At 64.7% G+C, this 19,763-nt stretch carries 7 protein-coding genes (1 of these 7 only partly in view); all 7 read left to right on the top strand.

Features of this window, described 5'->3' with window-relative positions; translation table 11 throughout:
- Positions 1-104 precede the first annotated feature (104 nt).
- On the top strand, positions 105-662 hold the full coding sequence (locus tag ACILSQ_RS14610; RefSeq protein WP_395744379.1) for a YaeQ family protein: 558 nt from the start codon (positions 105-107) through the stop codon (positions 660-662).
- Between the two features lie 407 nt (positions 663-1,069).
- Positions 1,070-1,441: a hypothetical protein gene (locus tag ACILSQ_RS14605; RefSeq protein WP_395744378.1), complete on the top strand. Its 372-nt coding sequence runs from the start codon at positions 1,070-1,072 to the stop codon at positions 1,439-1,441.
- A 194-nt stretch (positions 1,442-1,635) separates the two neighbouring features.
- Positions 1,636-2,523: a GH25 family lysozyme gene (locus ACILSQ_RS14600; protein WP_395744377.1), complete on the top strand. Its 888-nt coding sequence runs from the start codon at positions 1,636-1,638 to the stop codon at positions 2,521-2,523.
- Between the two features lie 58 nt (positions 2,524-2,581).
- Complete coding sequence (locus tag ACILSQ_RS14595; protein ID WP_395744376.1) at positions 2,582-2,842, top strand: hypothetical protein; 261 nt, start codon at positions 2,582-2,584, stop codon at positions 2,840-2,842.
- 8 nt (positions 2,843-2,850) lie between these two features.
- Positions 2,851-3,276 carry a type II toxin-antitoxin system VapC family toxin gene (locus tag ACILSQ_RS14590; protein ID WP_395744375.1) on the top strand — a complete coding sequence of 142 codons (426 nt, stop codon included), beginning with the start codon at positions 2,851-2,853 and terminating at the stop codon, positions 3,274-3,276.
- Between the two features lie 106 nt (positions 3,277-3,382).
- Positions 3,383-6,805 carry a PVC-type heme-binding CxxCH protein gene (locus ACILSQ_RS14585; RefSeq protein ID WP_395744374.1) on the top strand — a complete coding sequence of 1,141 codons (3,423 nt, stop codon included), beginning with the start codon at positions 3,383-3,385 and terminating at the stop codon, positions 6,803-6,805.
- 319 nt (positions 6,806-7,124) lie between these two features.
- A protein-coding gene (locus ACILSQ_RS14580) for an autotransporter-associated beta strand repeat-containing protein (protein WP_395744373.1) crosses the window boundary here: on the top strand, positions 7,125-19,763 show its 5' portion. 23,481 nt of this gene lie beyond the right edge of the window; 12,639 of the gene's 36,120 nt are visible here — the first part of the coding sequence; it begins with the start codon at positions 7,125-7,127; the stop codon falls past the right edge of the window.

Below are 19,763 nucleotides of genomic sequence, written 5' to 3'. Positions count from 1 at the left end.
GAGGACGAGTTCGAGTAGGAGGACGAGGACGATTCTTAGCGCTTCGCTGTCACCACTTGATCCCTTGACTATTCCTTCGCCTCTTCACTCCTTGTGCTTCCCCCATGGCACTCAAAGCAATCATCTACAAAGCCAAGGTCTCCCTCTCCGACCTCGACCACAACATCTACGCGGACCACGAGCTCACGCTGGCGCGGCATCCTTCGGAAACCGAGGAGCGCATGATGATCCGCCTGCTGGCCTTCGTGCTCAATGCGCCGGAAAACAATGACCAGGGCCTGCTGGAATTTGGCAAGGACATGTGGGAGGCGGACGAGCCCGCGCTGAGCCAGCACGACCTCACCGGCCTGCTCATGCACTGGATCGAGCTGGGCCAGCCGGATGAAAAGAAGCTGGTGCGCCTGTGCGGCCGCTCCAAGAAAGTCAGTGTGTACACCTTTGCCACCACCGCCACCACCTGGTGGGCCGGGCTGGAGGGAAAATTCACGCGCGTGAACAACCTGAACGTGTGGCAGATCCCCGCTGCGGAAAGCCAGGAGCTCGCCAAACTCGCGCAGCGCAGCATGGACCTCACCGTCACGCCGCAGGAAGGCGTGCTGTTTGTGGGGGAAGGGGACCGGACGGTGGAGATCAAGCCTGTGCGTTTGTGCGGCGGGCAGTAGCCGGTGATCAGTAGCCAGTGGTCAGTGATCGGTGGTCAGTGGTCAGTGGTCAGTGGTGAGGCGCGAATGCGCGTGGGCGCAAAGAGGCCCTGTTCCGGAGGAGCAGGAAAAACGCATATTGGCGATGCGGCGGAGCACTCACCTGTGGCACCTGAGGGTGCCCATCACCACACGCCCTCGGGGCGCGCACTGATGCAGCCCTCATCCCTCGCGCAGTTCTAGGCGCAGTGCCCATGTGTGCCTCACCCCGCGGCTGATTTTTCACAGCTTTCTGAATTCTTTTGAATCCCTGCATTTTCAGCCGCGTCTCAGCCAGTGACGTTCGATTTTACAGATGAAGGAACAGACGAACGAAACCAAACGAACACACAGCCTTCAAAACAGAAACTCCTAAACCACCTAATACCATGAAAACGTTTCTCACCCTCGCCGCTGTCACAGTGATCGGTGCCACGGCCATGCCCAGCAGCGCCAGCGCGCTCGATCTCTTCCACCCCTTCCGACCACGCGTCAACCAGGTGAACGGACGGATGAGCAATGAACAGCAGCGCATCAACCACGGCGTCGCCACCGGCAAGCTCAACTCCTGGCAGGCAAACCGCCTGGAACGCGGCCAGCAGAACATCCAGCGCCAGGAATCCCGCGACCTGATGAAGCACAACGGCCACCTGACCTGGCGCGACAGGCTGCACCTGAACCGCAAGGAAAACATGCAGTCGCAGCGCATCAACCAGGCGGAGCACCGCAACATCTTCCAGCGCTGGTTTGGCCGCCGTTAATGACTCCACGGCGGACCGAATGAATGCTGAAAGCATCTTTCAAGTCATCACGCGCGACACCTTCTCCGGTGCCGCGCTTTTTCATGCATGCGCCGTTCATCCGCCCCCGGCCTGCTCTGGCAAACCCGCATGGGCCGCGCCTCTCTGAGGACTTCCCCATTGACGCCCCCTCTCCCGCTCCGCTAAAACGGTGCATGGACTCACGCGCGTTCTTTCGCTTCAGCCTGGCTGCGGCAGCCCTCCTCGTGCTCGCCGCCTGCGCGCCCATCCGGGCCGTCACCGTCTCCACCCATCAGGCGCGCACCACACTGCTGAACAACACCGTCGATTTCGGCTGGGACGGCGGCGGCGTGCGCTGCGATCTCCTGCGCAGCATGGGCGTGGAGCTCATGATCCATCGCGCCACCCGCGGCGGCTCCAAAACGGATTCAGACTACGCCCCGCGCGAGCACGCCGCCCGCATGGCCGGCCTCAAGTGGGGCGCCTACCACTATGTGAACCGCGCGGGAAATCTGGACGCGCAGATCGAGCGCTTCGTCCACACCGTGGCCGCCACCGCCGCACGCCACGGCACCACCGCCCATCCGGTGATGATGGTGCTGGACAATGAAGGGCGCGACCGCGTCTCCTGGCAGCAGACCGCGTACGCGGCGCAGCGTGTGCGCGCGCACACCGGCGTCTGGCCCCTGCTTTACTGCAGCGTGCCACTTCATGGTATGCCTGGGTATGCGGAGCAGGTCCGCGAGATCCAGGCGCTCACCCCCGCGGAGCGCGCCGTGCTCAGGGCCTGCGGCCTGTGGATCCCGCGCTACGGCGAGCAGTCCGGCCATCACATGACCTTCAGCGTGCCGCGCGTCTTTGGCACCTGGACGTTCTGGCAGTACTGCGGGGACATCAGCGGCCATCCCAAGACCGCGCTGCTCGGCCCCGAGTTCACCGGGCAGGTCGGCGGCGCCTACACCCGCCATGGCGGCCGCGTCACCCTCCGCCATTTCTGCGACCGCAGCTTCTTCAATGGCTCCCGCGGCGAGTTTGAAAAATTCTACCGCACGCACTCCTCGCCCGTCAGTGCGTGGCGGTGAGAGGGGGGCTGCCTCATGAGGGGATTGACCTCCAAGGATGAGCGGTTATCCTCATCGCATGACCATCACCAAGGAGATTAACGTGGAGGCCCTGCGCCCGCTCGGAGTGCAGGCTGGTGACAGCTTGCATGTGCTGGAGGAAAAGGCCGGCGTCTTCGTGATGGAGATCGTGGACCCTGCGCCCGTCCCTCGCGTTGCCAGACGCAGCAGCGCCGGAGCCTGGGCGCGTGCTGCGCGTGGCAGCGCGCGGCTCGCCGGAAATGAAACGGGGGATGATGCCCGCATGGCCTGCTACCGTGAAAAATTCGGCGTGCGCTGAGTCCCGGCATGCGAGTTTTTTTCGACACCAACATCTTGCTCGATGTCATCGAGAACCGCCCGGGCTTGGTGGAAGCCCGTCAGGATGTGCTGACTCGCTGCGATGAGCTCCAGGCGGAGACATTCATCGCCTGGCACAGTCTCGCCACAACCTACTACATACTAAAGCGCGGCAGAACCTCCGCGGAAGCACTGGCGGAGGTGGACAAGATCCTGGCATGGGCAGACATCGCTCCGGTCACCAAACTCACAGCCCACCAGGCTCGTGCTCTGGCGTTTGCCGACTTTGAGGATGCCATGCAGGCGGCCGCGGCGGTGGAATGCCAGGCTCACCTCATCGTCACACGGAATCTGAAAGACTTCACCAGCAGTCCTGTTCCAGCCTGTACGCCGGAGGAGTTTTTGGTCCGGCATGGCAGCCCTGGCGCAGTTTAAGGGCAGAGGCTGGGTCTGGTAAGGACCCTGATTTTCTCCCGCATTTCCCCCGAGAGAATGCTTGCCAAACTCCCGCCGCAGCGTCGTATTTTGCGCTTCCCTCTTTATGACCTCCCGCCTCGCCCTGATTCTCCTTGGTTCGATCAGCCTCGCCGTGCCTGCGCACGCCTCGCAGCCCGCTTCGCTGGCAGATCTCCCGGACGCCAATCCCGAGGCGGAGCTGAAGGCCTTTGTGGTTCCCGAGGGTTTTGAGGTGAATCTCTTCGCATCGGAGCCCATGATCCAGAAGCCGGTGCAGATGAACTGGGATGCGCAGGGCCGCCTCTGGGTTGTCACCAGCACCACCTACCCGCACATCAAACCCGGCGAGGAGGCCAAGGACCAGGTCGTCGTGCTTGAAGACACCGATGGAGACGGCAAGGCCGACAAATCCACCACCTTCGCCGAAGGCCTGCACATCCCCACCGCCCTCGCCCCCGGAGACGGCGGCCTCTATGTGGCGAACTCCACCGAAGTCCTCTTCTTAAAAGACACCAATGGCGACCTCAAAGAAGACGAGCGCACCGTCATGCTCAGCGGCTTCGGCACGGAGGACACCCACCACCTCCTCCACACCTTCCGCTGGGGCCCGGAGGGCATGCTCTACTTCCTGCAGTCCATTTATATTCATACCCATATGGAGACGCCCCACGGCGTGCGCCGTCTCATGGGCGGCGGCGTGTGGGAGTTCCGCCCCGAGACCCGCCGCGCGGAAATCATCAGCAAGGGGCTCATCAACCCCTGGGGCTTTGAGTTTGACCGCTGGGGCCAGAGCTTCGCCTGCGATGGCGCCGGCGGGGAGGGGATCAATTTCATCTTCCCCGGCTCCGTCTTCGCCACCTCCCCGGGGGCGAAGCGCATCCTCCACGGCCTCAGCCCCGGCCAGCCGAAGCAGTGCGGCCTGGAAATCATCGAAGACCCCCACTTCCCCGCAGACTTCCAGGGCACCTTCGTCCTCAATGACTTCCGTGGAAACCGCGTGAACCGCTTCCAGCTCACCCCCAGCGGCAGCAGCTACATCGCCAGGCAGCTCCCCGACCTCCTGGCCTCCACTCACCGCGCCTTCCGCCCCATCGATGTGAAAATGGGCCCCGATGGCGCTCTCTACATCGCGGATTGGTACAACCCCATCATCCAGCACGGCGAGGTGGACTTCCGCGATCAGCGCCGCGACCACCAGCACGGCCGCATCTGGCGCATCACCGCCAAGGGCCGCCCCCTCAGCCCCCGGCCCCACATCGCCGGCGCCCCCACCGCCGAGCTCCTGGAAATGCTCAAGTCCGATCGCAATTACGTCCGCCGCTTCGCCAAACGCGAGCTGCGCGACCAGGGTGCCGCCAAGGTCACCACCCCGCTGGACGCCTGGGCCGGCGCGCTGGACACCAGCAAGGAGGCAGACACCCACGCCCTGCTGGAGGCCGCCTGGGCCCGGGAAGGCGTGAACTCCTTCTCCCCCGCCATCTGGCGCCGCCTTTGGGAAAACCCGGACTACCGCATCCGCGCCGCCGCCCTGCGCATCCTCACCCACCGCTGGAAGGTGTTTCCTGAGGTCATGAAGGTGCTGGAGCAGGCCGTGGCGGATGAAAACGCCCAGGTCCGCCTCTGGGCCCTCGCCGTCCTGGCAGACATGCGCCGCCCCGGCGCCATCAGCGTCGCGCTGAAGGTTTTGGACCACCCCATGGACGAGTCGCTGGACTTCCTCCTGGAGCAGACCTGCCGCGAGCAGGCGGACATCTGGCTCCCCGCCATCGCCGCCGGCAAGCTCAAGCTCGATGAGCGCCCCAAGCACCTCGTCTATGCCATGAAGAGCACCGGCCGCAGCGATGCCCTGCCGCCCCTCTTTGCCGCGCTGAAAAGCGGCAAGCTCAGCCAGGAAGACGCAGACGCCGTCCTCGGCATGGCCGGCACCGCCGCGGACGCCACCCAGGCGCAGACCCTGGTGGAAATGGTCAATGACGCCTCCCTCGCCCCCTATTACATGGGCCTGCAGGACGCCCTCATCAAGGCCGCCACCGACCGCAAAGTCATCCCTGAAGGCGCGAAGGACACCATCATGGCCTGGTTCTCCCGCCCCGAGCCCCACGTCCTGCACCGCACCGCCATCCTGGCCGGACTTTGGAAAGTCGAGCCCGCGCGAGACAGGCTCGTGGCCCTCCTCACCGACCCCAAGACCCTCCCACCCATCCGGGACGGTGCCATGCGCGGCCTCACCGCCCTCGGCGGTCCGAAGTCCCGCGACCTGTTTGACAAGCTCTTCACCGAATCCCAGGACCCCGCCTTCCGCGCCCTCATGATCGACGGCCTCACCACCGTCGGCCCGCAGCTCGCCGCCAAGCGCGCCGTCGAGTTCCTCGCCAAGGCCGACGTCGATTCCGCGAAGCCCATCCTCGCCGTTTTCCTCAAAAACAAGCAGCTCCCCGGCGTCCTCGCCAGGGAGCTCGAAGGCAAGACGATTCTTGACTCCGTTGCCGTGGAGGGCATCCGCATGGTCACCTCCCGCGGCATCCAGGGCCCTCTGGCCGATGCGCTGAAAAAAGCCGGCGGCGTCAAGCAGATGGACCGCCCCCTTTCCGCCGAGGAAATGAGCGCCCTCGTGGCCAAGGTGAAAACCCAGGGCGACCCCGCCCGCGGCGAGGCCGTGTACCGCCGCCAGCAGCTCCTCTGCACCACCTGCCACGCCATTGGCGAGGCTGGCGGTGTCCTCGGGCCCAACCTGGTCAGCATCGGTGCCAGCGCCCCGGTGGACTACCTCATCGAAAGCCTCCTGGAGCCCAGCAAGAAAATCAAAGAGGGCTACCACATGGTCATCGTCACCAAAAAAGACGGCGGAGTCGTCTCCGGCGGCCTGGTGAACGACGGCGCTGAGGAGTTGACGATTCGTGACCCCGCCAATCAGCTCATCAAAGTCGCGAAGTCCGCCGTCGCCAGCCGCCAGATGAGCCCCGTGAGCATGATGCCCCCCGGCCTCACCGCCAGCCTGCGGGAGGATGAGTTCGTCGATCTCGTGCGCTTCCTTTCCGAACTCGGCCGCGAAGGCGCCTACAAGACCCAGCCCAACCGCTACGTCCGCACCTGGAAGGCCATGGGGAAGATGGAGCAGAAGGACGTGGACCACGTCCGCCATGTGGGCAGCTTTGCCCTCAATGATGAGAAATACACCTATCCGTGGCAGCTCGCCATCAGCCAGGTCAATGGAGACCTCCCGCTGGCCGATTTACCCGCTGCGCAAAAGATGTATCCGTGGTTCCCGAAAATCATTCAATTCGGTCTGAAACTTGAGGCCGGGGGCAAGGTAAAGCTTGGGTTTAGCACCGTGAAGGGCATCGTAGTGGCGGCAGACGATTCGGAGGTCAAGGACCTGACCTCCCCGCTGGAACTCGACCTCAGCGCTGGAACACACAGAATCAGTGTGTTAATCACCCGTGACGCCGGTGATCTGGCAGCCTTTCGGGTGGAAATCTTAGATGGCGCGGCGGTGGTGGTCCCCTGAGGATTTGCAAAGCCAAAAATTCGTAAAGTCGATGTATTTGCATTGACGTCACAGAAGCATTTTCGCTATTCTGAACGCTGGCGCAGAATCCGTGTCATAAACCCGTCACGTATTCGCGCCCCAACCATTGCATTGCATCTACATGAGAAACACCCCCATCGACCTCCTGCAAAACGAAACGCTCGTTGGGTCGAACGCCTGCCGGTTTTTAGGGTTTCCCTGGGATGACCATACCCGTGTTTAACGCCGCCCGTCCGCAGTTTTGCATCCCCTTTTTTAAACCTCTCCCGCGCCGCCTCTTTACCAAGATTTTTTCCTGATGAAAACACTCCGACGCAATCGCATTCTTCTCGGCTGGTTCATGACCATGCTGGTGTTCGCCATGCAGGTCGCCACGCCCTTGAAGGCCGCCGTCATCTACTGGGACCCCACCGGCCTCATCGGCAGTGGGCAGACTCAGTCTGGAACGTGGGACACCAGCACGGCAAACTGGGTTCCCAACGCGCCCTCCGGCAGTGCGCAGACGCCCGCCGTATGGGTGAATTCCATCAGCAACATCGCGGATTTCGGCAGCGCGGGCAGCTCCACCTCGCAGACCATCACTCTCGGCACCGCCATCACCGCCAACGGTCTGCAGTTGGACAGCACCAGCGGCTTCCTCCTCAAGAGCGGCGGCACAGTGGCCTCGCCCACCGGCAGCCTCACCTTCGCGGGAACCACTCCCACCATCACCCTCGGCAGCGGCAACACCAGCACCGCCTACTCCGCCACCATCAATGCAGTGCTGGGCGGCACCGGCGGATTGACCGTGCAAAACGGCAGCACCAATTCCGCCTCCACCGCCCGTCTGGTTCTCGGTGCCGCGGGCACAAACACAAATTACATCAACAACCTCAGCGGCGGCATCACCGTGGGGAACAAGACCACCGTGGAGGCCGTCGTGCGCACCGGCAACTACAACCCCCTCGGAGGCAACGCCATCACCCTGCAGGCCGGCACCGGCACCCAGGGCGCCTCGCTGGATCTCACCGGCACGCGTAATTCCTCCATCGGCATTTCCGGCCGTCTCTTCGACCTGACCACCGCCACCGCGGACACCGCCCGCGTGGATTTCACCGGCATCGCCACCGGCGAGTCCCTGCCCAGCCAGAGCTTGGTGGCCAGTGGCGCCACCGGGCAGAATGTGGTCACCCTGAGCACCACCGTGGTCGGCACGGGCACCATCCCCACCACCGCAAACTTGTCCGTCGGCCAGTTGTTGTCGGGCCCTGGCATTCCCACCGGCGCGCGCGTCGGGCAGATCCTCAATGGCACCCAGTTCACCGTCGTGGACTCCTCCAATCAGGAGCTCGATCTCACCGCTCCCATCTCCAGCATCACCGTCACGCCCCTTCTCACCTCCCAGCTCTCCACCAACCCCAGCGCGAGCCTGCCTCTCTCCCCCACCTTCACCCTCAACGGCCTGGATGGCGGCGCCACCACCTCCATCCGTTATGTGGACGCCAACAACGCCGTGCAGACCGTTTCCAACTATGCCGTCCAGTGGGTGGGCAAGGTGAACATCACCAGTGCTGGCGGCTACACCTTCTTCGCCAAGCCGGACGACGCCGCGCGCATTTATATCGACGGCGTGCTCGTGCTGAACAACGACGGCGGCAAAGGCGCCACCGATCTCTCCAGCGGCGTGATCCAGCTCGGCGTCGGCTATCATGACATCCGCGTGGATTATCTCCAGGGAACGGGCGGTGGTTCGCTCGACCTCGAGTTCGCCGGTCCGCAGACCTCCTACACGCGCACCAATCTGACTGTCGCATTGTACCAGGCGGAAACCAACACCGCCACCGGCTCCAGCAATGCCATCAACCTCGGCAATGACGTGCATCTCACCGGCGCCGCGGGCACCAGCGCCAGCATCAATCTCAAAGGCAACGGCGCCTCCTCCTACCTCCTGGGCGCGCTTCAGTTGGACACGGGCGTCACCCTGAATGTGAAGGCCACCGACAGCAATGGCACCACTGAAATCGCCGGCGGCGGCGGCGGCTTTGGCCAGACCCTGCGCTTTGGCGGCACCACGGTGGACCCCACCCTCTTCGGCAGCACTGCCGGCACGGTTTACATCAATGCCAATCCCAATGTGGCCTTTGACGGTGTGGTCTCTGACGGCGGACGCGCCATGACGGTGGTGAAGACCGGTGTCGGCCGCATGTTCTTCAACCAGACCGCTGCCGCCAACTCCCTTGGCTACACCACGGTCCTCGAAATGAAGGCCTCCAACAAGGCCGTCGTGCCCACCTCCGCCCTCACCTCCGGATCGAACCAGGTGGTCCTCAGCAGCGGCGATGTGGCCGGCCTCACCCCTGGCATGACGGTGTCCGGCACCGGCATCCCCGCCGGCGCCTTCATTGTCTCCATCAGCGGCACCACGCTCACCCTCTCCGCCGCCGCCACCAGCGCCGGATCTCCCGTGCTCAGCATCACCTCCACGCCCACGCTGGTCCTCACCGGCAGCCCCAATGCCGGCACCTATGACCCCATCGGCGCCGCCGCCGTGGGGCTCAATGGCGGCAACCTCATGCTCGATTCCAAGGGCTCGACGGTCACGGGCGTGGGCCCCACCTTCGCCAACAACGTGCTCGTGACCAAGGACGCCTCCATCCAGTCGGTGGCAAACGCCGCCACCACCATTCTCGGCAGCACCAGCAATGCCCTGGCCCTGAGCTCCACCACCACGAACAACAGCGCCAGCGTCACCGTGGGCAGCACCGCCGGCCTCTATGTGGGGCAGGGGATTTCCGGAGTCGGCATTCCGTCCGGCGCCCGGATCATCAGCATCGACAGCCCCACCTCCTTCACCATCTCCACCAACGCCACCGGCTCCGGCACCAGCTCCCTCTCTTATGGGAATGTGCTTCAGATCAACTCGCAGACCGTCGGCTCCACGGCCAATTCCGGCAGCAAGAGCGTGACCGTCACTGACTCCTCCTACCTGCATGTCGGGCAGGTGGTTTCCGGCACCGGCATTGCCGCGGGCACCACCATCGCCTCCATCGTGGATGGCACTCACATCACCCTCTCGGCCAACACCACCGGGGCTGTGAGCACCAGCCTCACCTATGGCACCACCCTGGTGCTGGACGCCATCTCCGGCGGCGTCAACACCTCCCTCACCAATCAGTCCACGGACCCGGGCGCCACCCTCGTCGTCGCCTCCAACATCGTCGGTGACACCTCCACCACCATCATCATCCGTTCCACGGTCATGAATGCCGGTACCACGGTCACCGCGTCGCAGGCCACGGCCACCCACACCGCGCAGGCCATCGGCACCACCAATGTCACCCCCGGCGTGGTGGCGCTGCGTGGGAACAACTCCGGCTTCCTCGGCACCATCACCTTTGAAACCAACGCCGGGCTGCGCGTGGAAGGTGTGAACGCCCTTTCCGGCAGAACCTTTGCCCTCAACGACGCCAACACCCTCTTCCTCAATGACGATGGGGACGGCACCGGCGGCGCGCAGAATCTCAATTTCAACCTCAACATCACCGTCAACAACAGCAACACCATTTCGGTGGGCCGTCTCGGCACCCTCTATGCCCCTTATTATGCGCAGGCTGCCAACAAGACCGCGCAGATCAGCACCCTCACCATGAACCAGGCCACGCTGATCGTCGCCAACAACAACGGCTACGGCCTGCAGGTCACCGGCGCCACCACCCTCGCGGGAGCCCCCACATTCCAGGTCAACAATGCCACCGCCTCCAACGTGGTGCAGGGTCTCACCCTCTCCGGCCTGGTTTCGGGCAATGTCAGCATGCTCAAGAGCGGTAGCGGCACCCTTGTGCTGGGCAACTCGGGCAACACCTTTGGCGGCACGGCCACCGTGAGCAATGCCTCCGGCATCACCAACCTCTTCGGTCAGAATGGCTCGACTGTGATCACGGCCTCCAGCGTGGCGCAGTTCGTGGTGGGGGAACGGGTTTCCAGCAACAGCGGCAATCTCGCTTCCGGCGCATCCATCACCGCGGTCAATGTGCAGAACTTCTCCGGCAGCGGCGCCTCGGGCGCAAACACCGTGTACCTTGCCACCGACCCCACCAACGTCTTCGTCTCGGGCATGCCCGTGTCGGGTTCCGGCATCGCCGCCAACACCACCGTCAGCAGCATCAACAACAACGTCACCTCCGCCACCACCGGCTTGATCAACACCAATTCGGTGACCCTCAACAACAGCTCCGATGCCAGCACCTTTTCGGTCGGCAATCCCGTCACCGGCACCGGCATTCCTGCCGGCACCACGGTCATCGCCATCTCGGGCAGCACTCTCACGCTCAGTCAAAACATCACCGCGGCAAATCCCACGCTCAGGCGCTATCAGGTCACCCTCAGCCAGAACACCACGACCGCGGACACCTCCCTGACGCTGCAGCAGATCACCGTGAGCTCCGCTCTGACCGGAAACTTCACCGCCACCACCGGGGCGCTCACCGGCACCCCGGTCATCAACATCACCGCAGGCATCCTTTCCGTGGCCTCCGATGGCGCCCTGGGCAACGCGGCCAATCAGATCCTGCTCAACACCAATGCGCTCACCGGCGCCGGCTTGCGCGCCACCGGCACCTTCACCACCTCCCGCGCCATCATTCTGAATCAGGCCAGCAACGCCATCGAAGTGACCAAGGGCGCCACCCTCACGCTCGCAGACTCCGGCGCGAACTCCGGTCTCTGGATGACCAGCAGCACCGCCACCCTGCAGAAGAACGATGAAGGCACCCTGGTCCTGACCGCCGCTCCCGAGAGCGGCACCGGCGGGACCGCCACCTGGAGTGGCACGCTCATCGTCGGCCAGGGCAGCCTCCAGGTGACCAACATCGCGGCCTTCGGCGCCTCCGGTTCTATCAATGCCGCCCTTCGCACCATCGTTAGCGACGTCTCCGCCGAGCTGGCCCTCAATCTCAGCGGCACCAACACCATCAACGAAACCATCCAGATCAATCTGGCTGGCGACGGCCGCAACAGCTCCGGCATCAACTCCCAGGGCTCCATCCACAACCTCGCCGGCACCAACACCCTCACCGCTCCCGTCATCGTTTCCGGCAGTCCGAACAGCGGCCAGACACGCAGCAGCATCGTCGCCGGCGTGGACGTGGGCTCCACGCTCAACCTGGCCGGGGGCGTTCGCTACAACTGGGCCAACGTGGGAGCCGTCAACTTCTACCTCACCGGTTCCGGCGTGGGCACCCTTTCCGCGCCGTTTGCGAACCTCAACAACGCTCCGGGCACCGCCACTCTGCAGAAGATTGGCACCGGCACCTGGAACATCACCACCGCCAATGCCTTCACTCCGGTCTATTCCGCCACCACCACGGCGAACAGCAGCACGGTGACCGTCAGCAGCACCAGCGGCTTCTACGTGGGCATGAACATCAGCGGCAATGCCAACATCCCCGCCGGCGCCACCGTGGCCTCCATCGTGGATGACACTCACATCACCATTTCAGTGTCCTCTGGGGTGGCGGCAGGGACTGCAAACACCACTTTTGGCTCCGCCACCGCCGGCATCGGCGCCCTGAACATCAGCCAGGGAATCCTGGGCCTGGTGGGGAATGGCGTGGTCAATGGCACGGGCACCGTCTCCGTCCTGCCCGGCGCCACCCTGAGCCTCGACAACTCCGCCACCAACGTCAACAACCGCCTCTCCGGAGGCGTCGTGACCATGTTTGGGGCCAATCTGAACATCACCGGCAGCAGCTCCGCCGCCACCACGGAAAAGACCGGTACGTTCACCGTTGGCAGCGGTGCCAGCACCATCACCCTGACGCCAAATGCGGCCCAGCAGCTCACCCTGACGCTCGGAACCTCCACCACCATCGCGCACAGCACCGGCGGCACGCTTTTGATCCGCGGCACCGGCCTGGGCAGCGCCGCCGGCGCTGGCGTCGCCGTGGTCAACGGCCCCGCCACCGCCAACGGCTTCGCCTTCACCGGTCAGGCCGGCGTCACCGGCTCCACCTCCAAGTCCATCATCCCCTGGGTGCTCGTGGACTCCACCAATACCGGCCTGGGCCTCTCCTTCGCCACCGCGGACTCCACCGGCGGCACCACCACCGGCACCAACAATCTCCGCGCGCTCAATGCCGCCGGCGCACTGCCCGTGGCGTTGAGCAATGTCACCACCACCGCCGGCAATACAGTGACCGTCGGATCCACCGTGGGACTTGGTGTCGGCATGACCGTGAGCAGCAGCGGCGGCTTCATCCCCAACGGCACCACCATCACCGCCATCAGCGGCAACACCATCACGCTTTCCAACTCCGCCACCGCCGGCACCAGCAATCTGACCTTCTCCCCCAACGGCGCGGGTGCCGTGGTGGTCGGCGGTGTCACCACGACGGCCAGCACCACGATCACCCTCTCCGCCGCCAAAGTCTCCGGCCTCGTCGTCGGTCAGAGTGTCAGCAGCAGCTCCGGCCTCGTTCCTGCGGGCACCACCATCACCGCCATCGATTCCATCGGCGGCATCATCACCCTCTCCAACGCCGCCACCGCCGGCACCAGCACGCTCACCTTCGGCCCGGCTGAAGTCTATACCGGCGCGGTGCAGGTCAACGGCGTCACCACCGCCTCCGGAAATACCGTGACCGTGGCCAGCACCGCCGGCCTCGCCGTCGGCCAGACGGTGACCAGCAGCAGCGGCGTCGGCGTCGTTCCCGCCGGGACCAAGATCATCGCCATCAATGCCGCCACCGGCGTTATCACTCTCTCGAACAATGTGTCTGCCGGCACCAGCAACCTCACCTTCAGCGGCCTGCTCTCCCCGGCCCTCGCCGCGTTGTCCAACGTCACCCTCACCAGCAATGCCGCACAGATTGCCCCGGTCACCGTGAACTCCCTCACCCTCAACAACGGTGGCGGCATCACCACCGGCGTTTCCCAGACCCTGACCCTGGACAGCGGCGGTCTTCTGGCCTTTGCGGGCAACACCGGCATCAGCGGCGGTCTGCTCAGCACCACCAGCAACCGTGAGCTCGTGGTGTTTGCCGAGGGGGATCTGTCCATCACCTCCGCCATCGTCTCCACTGCCGGCGGCCTGACCAAGGCCGGCGCGGGCACCCTCACGCTGGGCCTCGGCAACACCTACACCGGCGCCACCACCGTCACCCAGGGCACCTTGAAGCTCGCCGCCGGCGGCGTGAACTCCATCTACTTCAACAACGATCTCATCGTCGATGCCGGCGCCACCCTGGACCTCAACGGCAGCATCCAGTACGCCAACCGCCTGCGCAACGACGGCAACGTCTTTGTCGCCGGCAATGGCGGCATTGTGCTCAACAGCGGCTCCACCCAGGCCACCCTGGTCCTGGCCAATGCCAACGTGAACTGGGCCGGCCAGATCAACGGCAACATCGCCGTGGCCCGCTCCATCATCGGCACCGGCTCCAATGACTGGAACGTCTATGACGCCCAGGGTTACACCGGAGCCACCTTCCTCACCGGCGGCCGCCTCCAGCTGCTGGATTCCGGCACCCTGCTCAACACCTCCGCCATCACCATCAACAACGCCAACCTGCTGATTCAAAACAACGCCAACCTCGGCCTCAGCAACAACAACCGCGTCAACGATTCCGCCGCCATCGACATGCGCGGCGGCATGCTCCAGTACCGCAACCGCCAGGGGGTGACCGCCAGCGAGACCTTCGGCACCATGACGATCAACGGCGGGCAGAATATCATCGACTCCCAGGTCAGCGGTTTGAACGTCAACTCCTCGGACCTCACCTTCACCAGCCTCACCCAGACCGCCGGCTCCCGCGCCACCATGCTCTTCCGCGGCGCCAGCGGCGTCATCGGCAACACCGGCCGTGTGTTTTTCACCTCCGCGCCCACCTTGGTCAACGGGTTGATCGCCAATGCCGCCGGGCAGACCGGCTGGGCGGTGTCCGACCGTGAATGGGCCAGCTACGCCCCGGGCACCGGCGTGGGCTCCCTCAGCCAGGTGGGCTTTGCCGGATACGCCGCCAACCCCCTCAACACCATCAACACCGGCGGCGCCACCGACAACCTCCGCCTCACCATGGCGGCCCTGCTCACCACAGGCTCCGCCGGCACCAACCTGCTCACCGTCTCCAGCACCGCCTCCCTGCAGGTGGGCCAGACCATCAGCGGCCCCGGCGTCCCTGACGGCACCACCATTGTGTCCATCACCAACGGCACGCAGTTCGTGATCAGCAACAATCTCACCGGAAACAATCCGACGATCGCCGCTTATCAGACGATGACCTCGGATCGTTCGCTCTTCACCCTGAACCTCGACACCAGCCGCAGCGCCACCCTCGACCTCGGCGGCCACACCCTCACCCTCGCCGGCGGCGGCATCATCGCCTCCCAGACTTCCGACAACACCGCCAACGTCGTCATCCTCAATGCATCCACCACCAGCAATCAGGTTGTGGTGCAGTCCATCCCCGCCGGCCTCGTGGTCGGCTCGCTCAATTTCAGCGACTCCGGCAAAACGGTCACCGCGATCGACTACGTGAACAACATCATCACGCTGAGCTCCAATCCTGCCACCGCCATCAACACCCCCACCACCCGCACCTTCACCAGCGCGAACCCCACGGTGCTCAGCATCATCAACGGCAACATCACCAGCGGCGCCACCAATGTCGGCGGAGACCTCTACTACTGGGCCCTGCCCTACGGCTCCGGCCCCACCAACAACCGCATCCAGGTCCTCGGCGCGAACGTCATCGACAATGGCACCGGTGCTGTGACCCTGATTCTGGGCGGCAACATCACCGGCGCGGTCACCGCGGGAGTCACCGCGGCGACCACCGTCACCGGCAGCAACACCTACACCGGCGGCACCTATGTGAACTCTGGCGTCTGGATCCTGAACAACCCCAACGCAGACGGCACCAGCATCTTCACCATCCCCGGAGACATCACCATCACCGGCGGCATGAACGAAGAAAACAACGTCTATGGCGGCCAGGTCATCCTGGGGGCGGCCAACCAGATCAAGTGGACCGGCAACCTGACTCTCTACGGCGGCGGCTCGCTGGACTTGAATGATTTCGACCAGACCCTGGCCGGCATCACCATCAACAACACCGGCGGCAACGCTCCCACCATCGACATGGGCAGCGCCGGCCTCACGCTCAATGGCAACATCTCCGCCTCCGCCTCCACCACGGGCAATGTGGCGCTGATCACCAGCGGCAACATCGCCTACTCCTCCACCACCACCAACGGCAGCCCGGTGGTCACCACCGCCAGCACCGCTTCGCTGATCGTCGGCGCCTCGGTCACCGGCACGGGCATTCCCGGTGGCGCCACCATCGCCGCCATTCTTGACGACCACACCTACGTTCTCTCCGTGAACGCCACCACCACCGGCACCAACAGCCTGACCTATGTCAATCTGGGACGCCTTGACCTCGGCGGCATCACCCGCACCGTCGATGTGGGAGCCATTCTGATCAACGGCCAGAGCGTGGCCCCTCTGCAGGCCACCTTGAACATCAGCGCGCCGATCATCAATGGCGGCGTCACCAAGACCGGAGCCGGCCTGCTGCAACTGGGCGGCCAGAGCACCTTCACCGGCGGCGTGAACGTCGTCAACGGCGGGCTCATCATCGGCGCCAGCAGCATTGGCTCCGCGGTGGGCGCCACGGTCACCAGCGGCCCTGTCGGCACCGGCACCCTGACGCTGAATGCGGTCACCACCAGCCTTGCCACCACCACCACCACCGGCAGCAAGCAGGTCACCGTGGGCTCCACCAGCGGCCTGCTGACGGGCATGAGCGTCACCGGCACGGGCATCCCGGCCGGAGCCATCATCATCAGCATCGATGATGCCACGCATGTGACGCTCTCGGCGGCGCCCACCTCCAGCGGCTCTCCCTCGCTCACCTATGCCTCCACCCCGGTGCTCATCTCCACCGCCGCCACCAACACGCTGGGCAACACCATTGTGTCCAACGGAGACATCCGCTTTGACGGTGTGAACAGCCTCACCCTGAACGGAGACGCCACCCTGGGAGCCACGGCCGCCATCACGGTGGCTCTCTCCCCCATGACGGCCACCTTCGGCGGGAAGATCACCGGCGCGCACACCATCGACAAAAACGGCCTCGGCGTGCTGGCCTTCTCCAATGCCTACCTGCCAAGCGGCGTGCTCAACAGCAGCACCATGACCGGCACCATCAACGTCAACAACGGCACGCTGCGCCTCGTCGGACCCACGGGAGCCGCCACCGCGACTCCGCTGGGAACCATGAACATCGTGCTCAAGGGCGGCATCCTGGAACTGCGCAGCAACGGCGCCTCCTCCTACGGCAGCATCGTCTATGGCAACAATGTCGCCATCGACTCCGCGCAGAGCTCCGCCCTCATCAGCGTGGACCGCTTTGCCGCCACGCCGGCCAACACCAACAACACCTTCCAGATGGGCACGCTGACCATGACCGCGGGCCAGACGCTCAACGTGACCAGCGGCAACGCCTACAACCTGCGCTTCACCGGTCAGGGCAGCTATTCGGGCTCGGGCACGGTTTACTTCAATCCCGCCGTGGGATCCACCCTCACCGTGAGCGGTGGTTTCAGCGACACGGTGAAGTATGCCAACATCGGCGGCGGCACCCTGCTGCTCGCGGGGAACAACACCTTTACCTCAGCCACGAACATCACCACCGCCACCTCCATCGGCGCTGCTCCGACGATGAACGCGGTGAACACCACCTTCGGCACCGGCGTCGGCGCCACGGTCACGCTCAACAACGGTGTCAACTTTGCCATCGTTCCCGTGGGAGCCGCCCCGCAGCAGGGGCCGGACCTTAACACAGCCCCTGCGGGCTACGCTTCGGGCGGTCTCACCGTCAGCTACTACTCGGGCGGCTCCTCCTTCCTGAACTCCGCCTTTGGTTCCGGCATGGCTCCTGGCGCCGTCCTCACCGGCGTGCTGCCCTCGGACATCAACTTTAACAACCGCCCCCCGGTTGTCACCTCCCTGGCGGGCACCCAGGCGGTTTACTCCGGCCTGCTGAAAATCACCACTGAAGGCGACTACAACTTCCAGATCTCCGACAAGCAGGGCATGCTGGTGATCGACGGCGTTCCCGTGGCCGGCGTGGCCGTGGACACCACCAGCACCGCGGGCAGCATGGCGCTGACAGCCGCTGGCGCAGGCTCCATTCACCTGACCACCGGCTTCCACACCATCGTGTTCAAGACCAACAACCCCACCAACGGCACCACGACCAACGGCGGGGTGCAGCTTCTCTATGGCGGTCCGGACACCGCTGGGAACAACCTGGCCACCGGCGTTTACACCGGCTCTCCGGCCCCGATCTCCGCCGCCAATCTCCAGGCCATTCCCTCCTCCGCCTTGTACTGGACGACCTCCGCGCCCTCCGCGACAAACAACTACAGCAACGCCGCCCAGATCAACAACGCCTTCATCATTCCGGACGCGGCCACTGTCACGCTGGATGGCCAGGGCACGGACATCAACAGCACCGTGGCCAGCCTCAGCCTGGGCAACAGCTCCCAGTTGAACGTCAACAACCAGCTCGGGACCGGCTGGATCGGCGTGCTCGGCGCCACGACGGTCGGCACGAATGCGACCGTCTCTCCCAACACGGGCCGCTTGTACCTCATCGGCGGTGTGTCTGACAGCGGCCACGGCCTGACCAAGGTCGGAAACGGCACCCTGATCCTCGGCGGCAGCAGCGCATTCACCGGCACCTTCACAGTGAAGCAGGGCTACGTGCAGCTCACGGATCCGACCTCCCTCTCCACCGGCAGCAATATCATCACCCGTTCCGTGCAGAGCAGCAGCTCGGTCAGCTCCACCACGGTGCTGAACAGCAACGTCGTCACCGTGTCCGACACCTCGGCTTTGAAAGTGGGCATGGCCGTGAGCGGCAGCGGGATCGCCGCCGGCTCCTTCATCTCCGCCATCACCAGCGGCACGACCTACACGCTCTCCGCCGTGGCCACCGCCGCGGGAACCAACTCGCTCACCTACAATCCTGCTGTCCTGACCGTCACCGGCACACCGGCGCAGAATTCGCTGACCGTCACGGTGACCTCCACCTCTGGCCTCGCCGTGGGCATGGCGGTTTCCGGCGGCATCATCACCCCCGGCTCCTACATCACCTCCATCGTCAACAGCACCACCTTCACCGTTTCGCAGCTCACGCAGAACGTTGGCACCGCCACGGTGAACCTCAGCTTCAACACGGACACCTACGGCGCTCTGGACCTGAACGGCGTCGCCTCCGCCATCGGGCGCAACGTCACCCTCAATGGTGTCTCGCCCATCTTCCGCAATTCCACCACCCCCGCGGCCATGTTCAACAGCAGCGGCACCGCCGCCAGCTTTGCCGGCACGGTCTCCATCGGCGCTGCCGTGGACACCATGGCCACCGCCATCGGTGGTTACGGTGACATCAACATCACCGGCGTGGTGCAGGACGGCGGCGCCGCGGCCGTGGCCTGGAGCAAGGTCGGCTCCGGCACTCTCACCCTCTCCGGTGCCAACACCTTCACCGGAGCGCTGACCGTCAACAACGGCGTGCTGAAGCTCGGCAATGCATCAGCCCTGGGCAGCACCGCCGGCGGCACCACCGTCAACAACGGCGCCACGCTGGACCTCAACGGTTTCAACGTCGGCGCCGAGACCCTCACGCTCAATGGCGCCGGTGTCACGGTGCTGCCCGGCGCCAACACGCTGGGAGCCCTGATCAACAGCAGCAGCACGGCTGTGACCTATGGCGGCACCGTGAATCTGGCCACCGCCAGCAGCATCGGCGGCTTTGGCGACATCACCCTCGGCGCGGCTGTCACCGGCTCGGTCCTGCTGACAAAGGTGGGCTCCGACACGCTCACCATCAACGGCGCCAACACGCTCACCGGCGGGGTGACGGTCAATGCAGGCCAGGTCACCGTCAGCAGC

Source organism: Prosthecobacter sp. (genome assembly GCF_044227185.1).
Taxonomy (GTDB): Bacteria; Verrucomicrobiota; Verrucomicrobiia; order Verrucomicrobiales; family Verrucomicrobiaceae; genus Prosthecobacter.
This window is presented reverse-complemented; position numbering and strand designations above follow the sequence as displayed.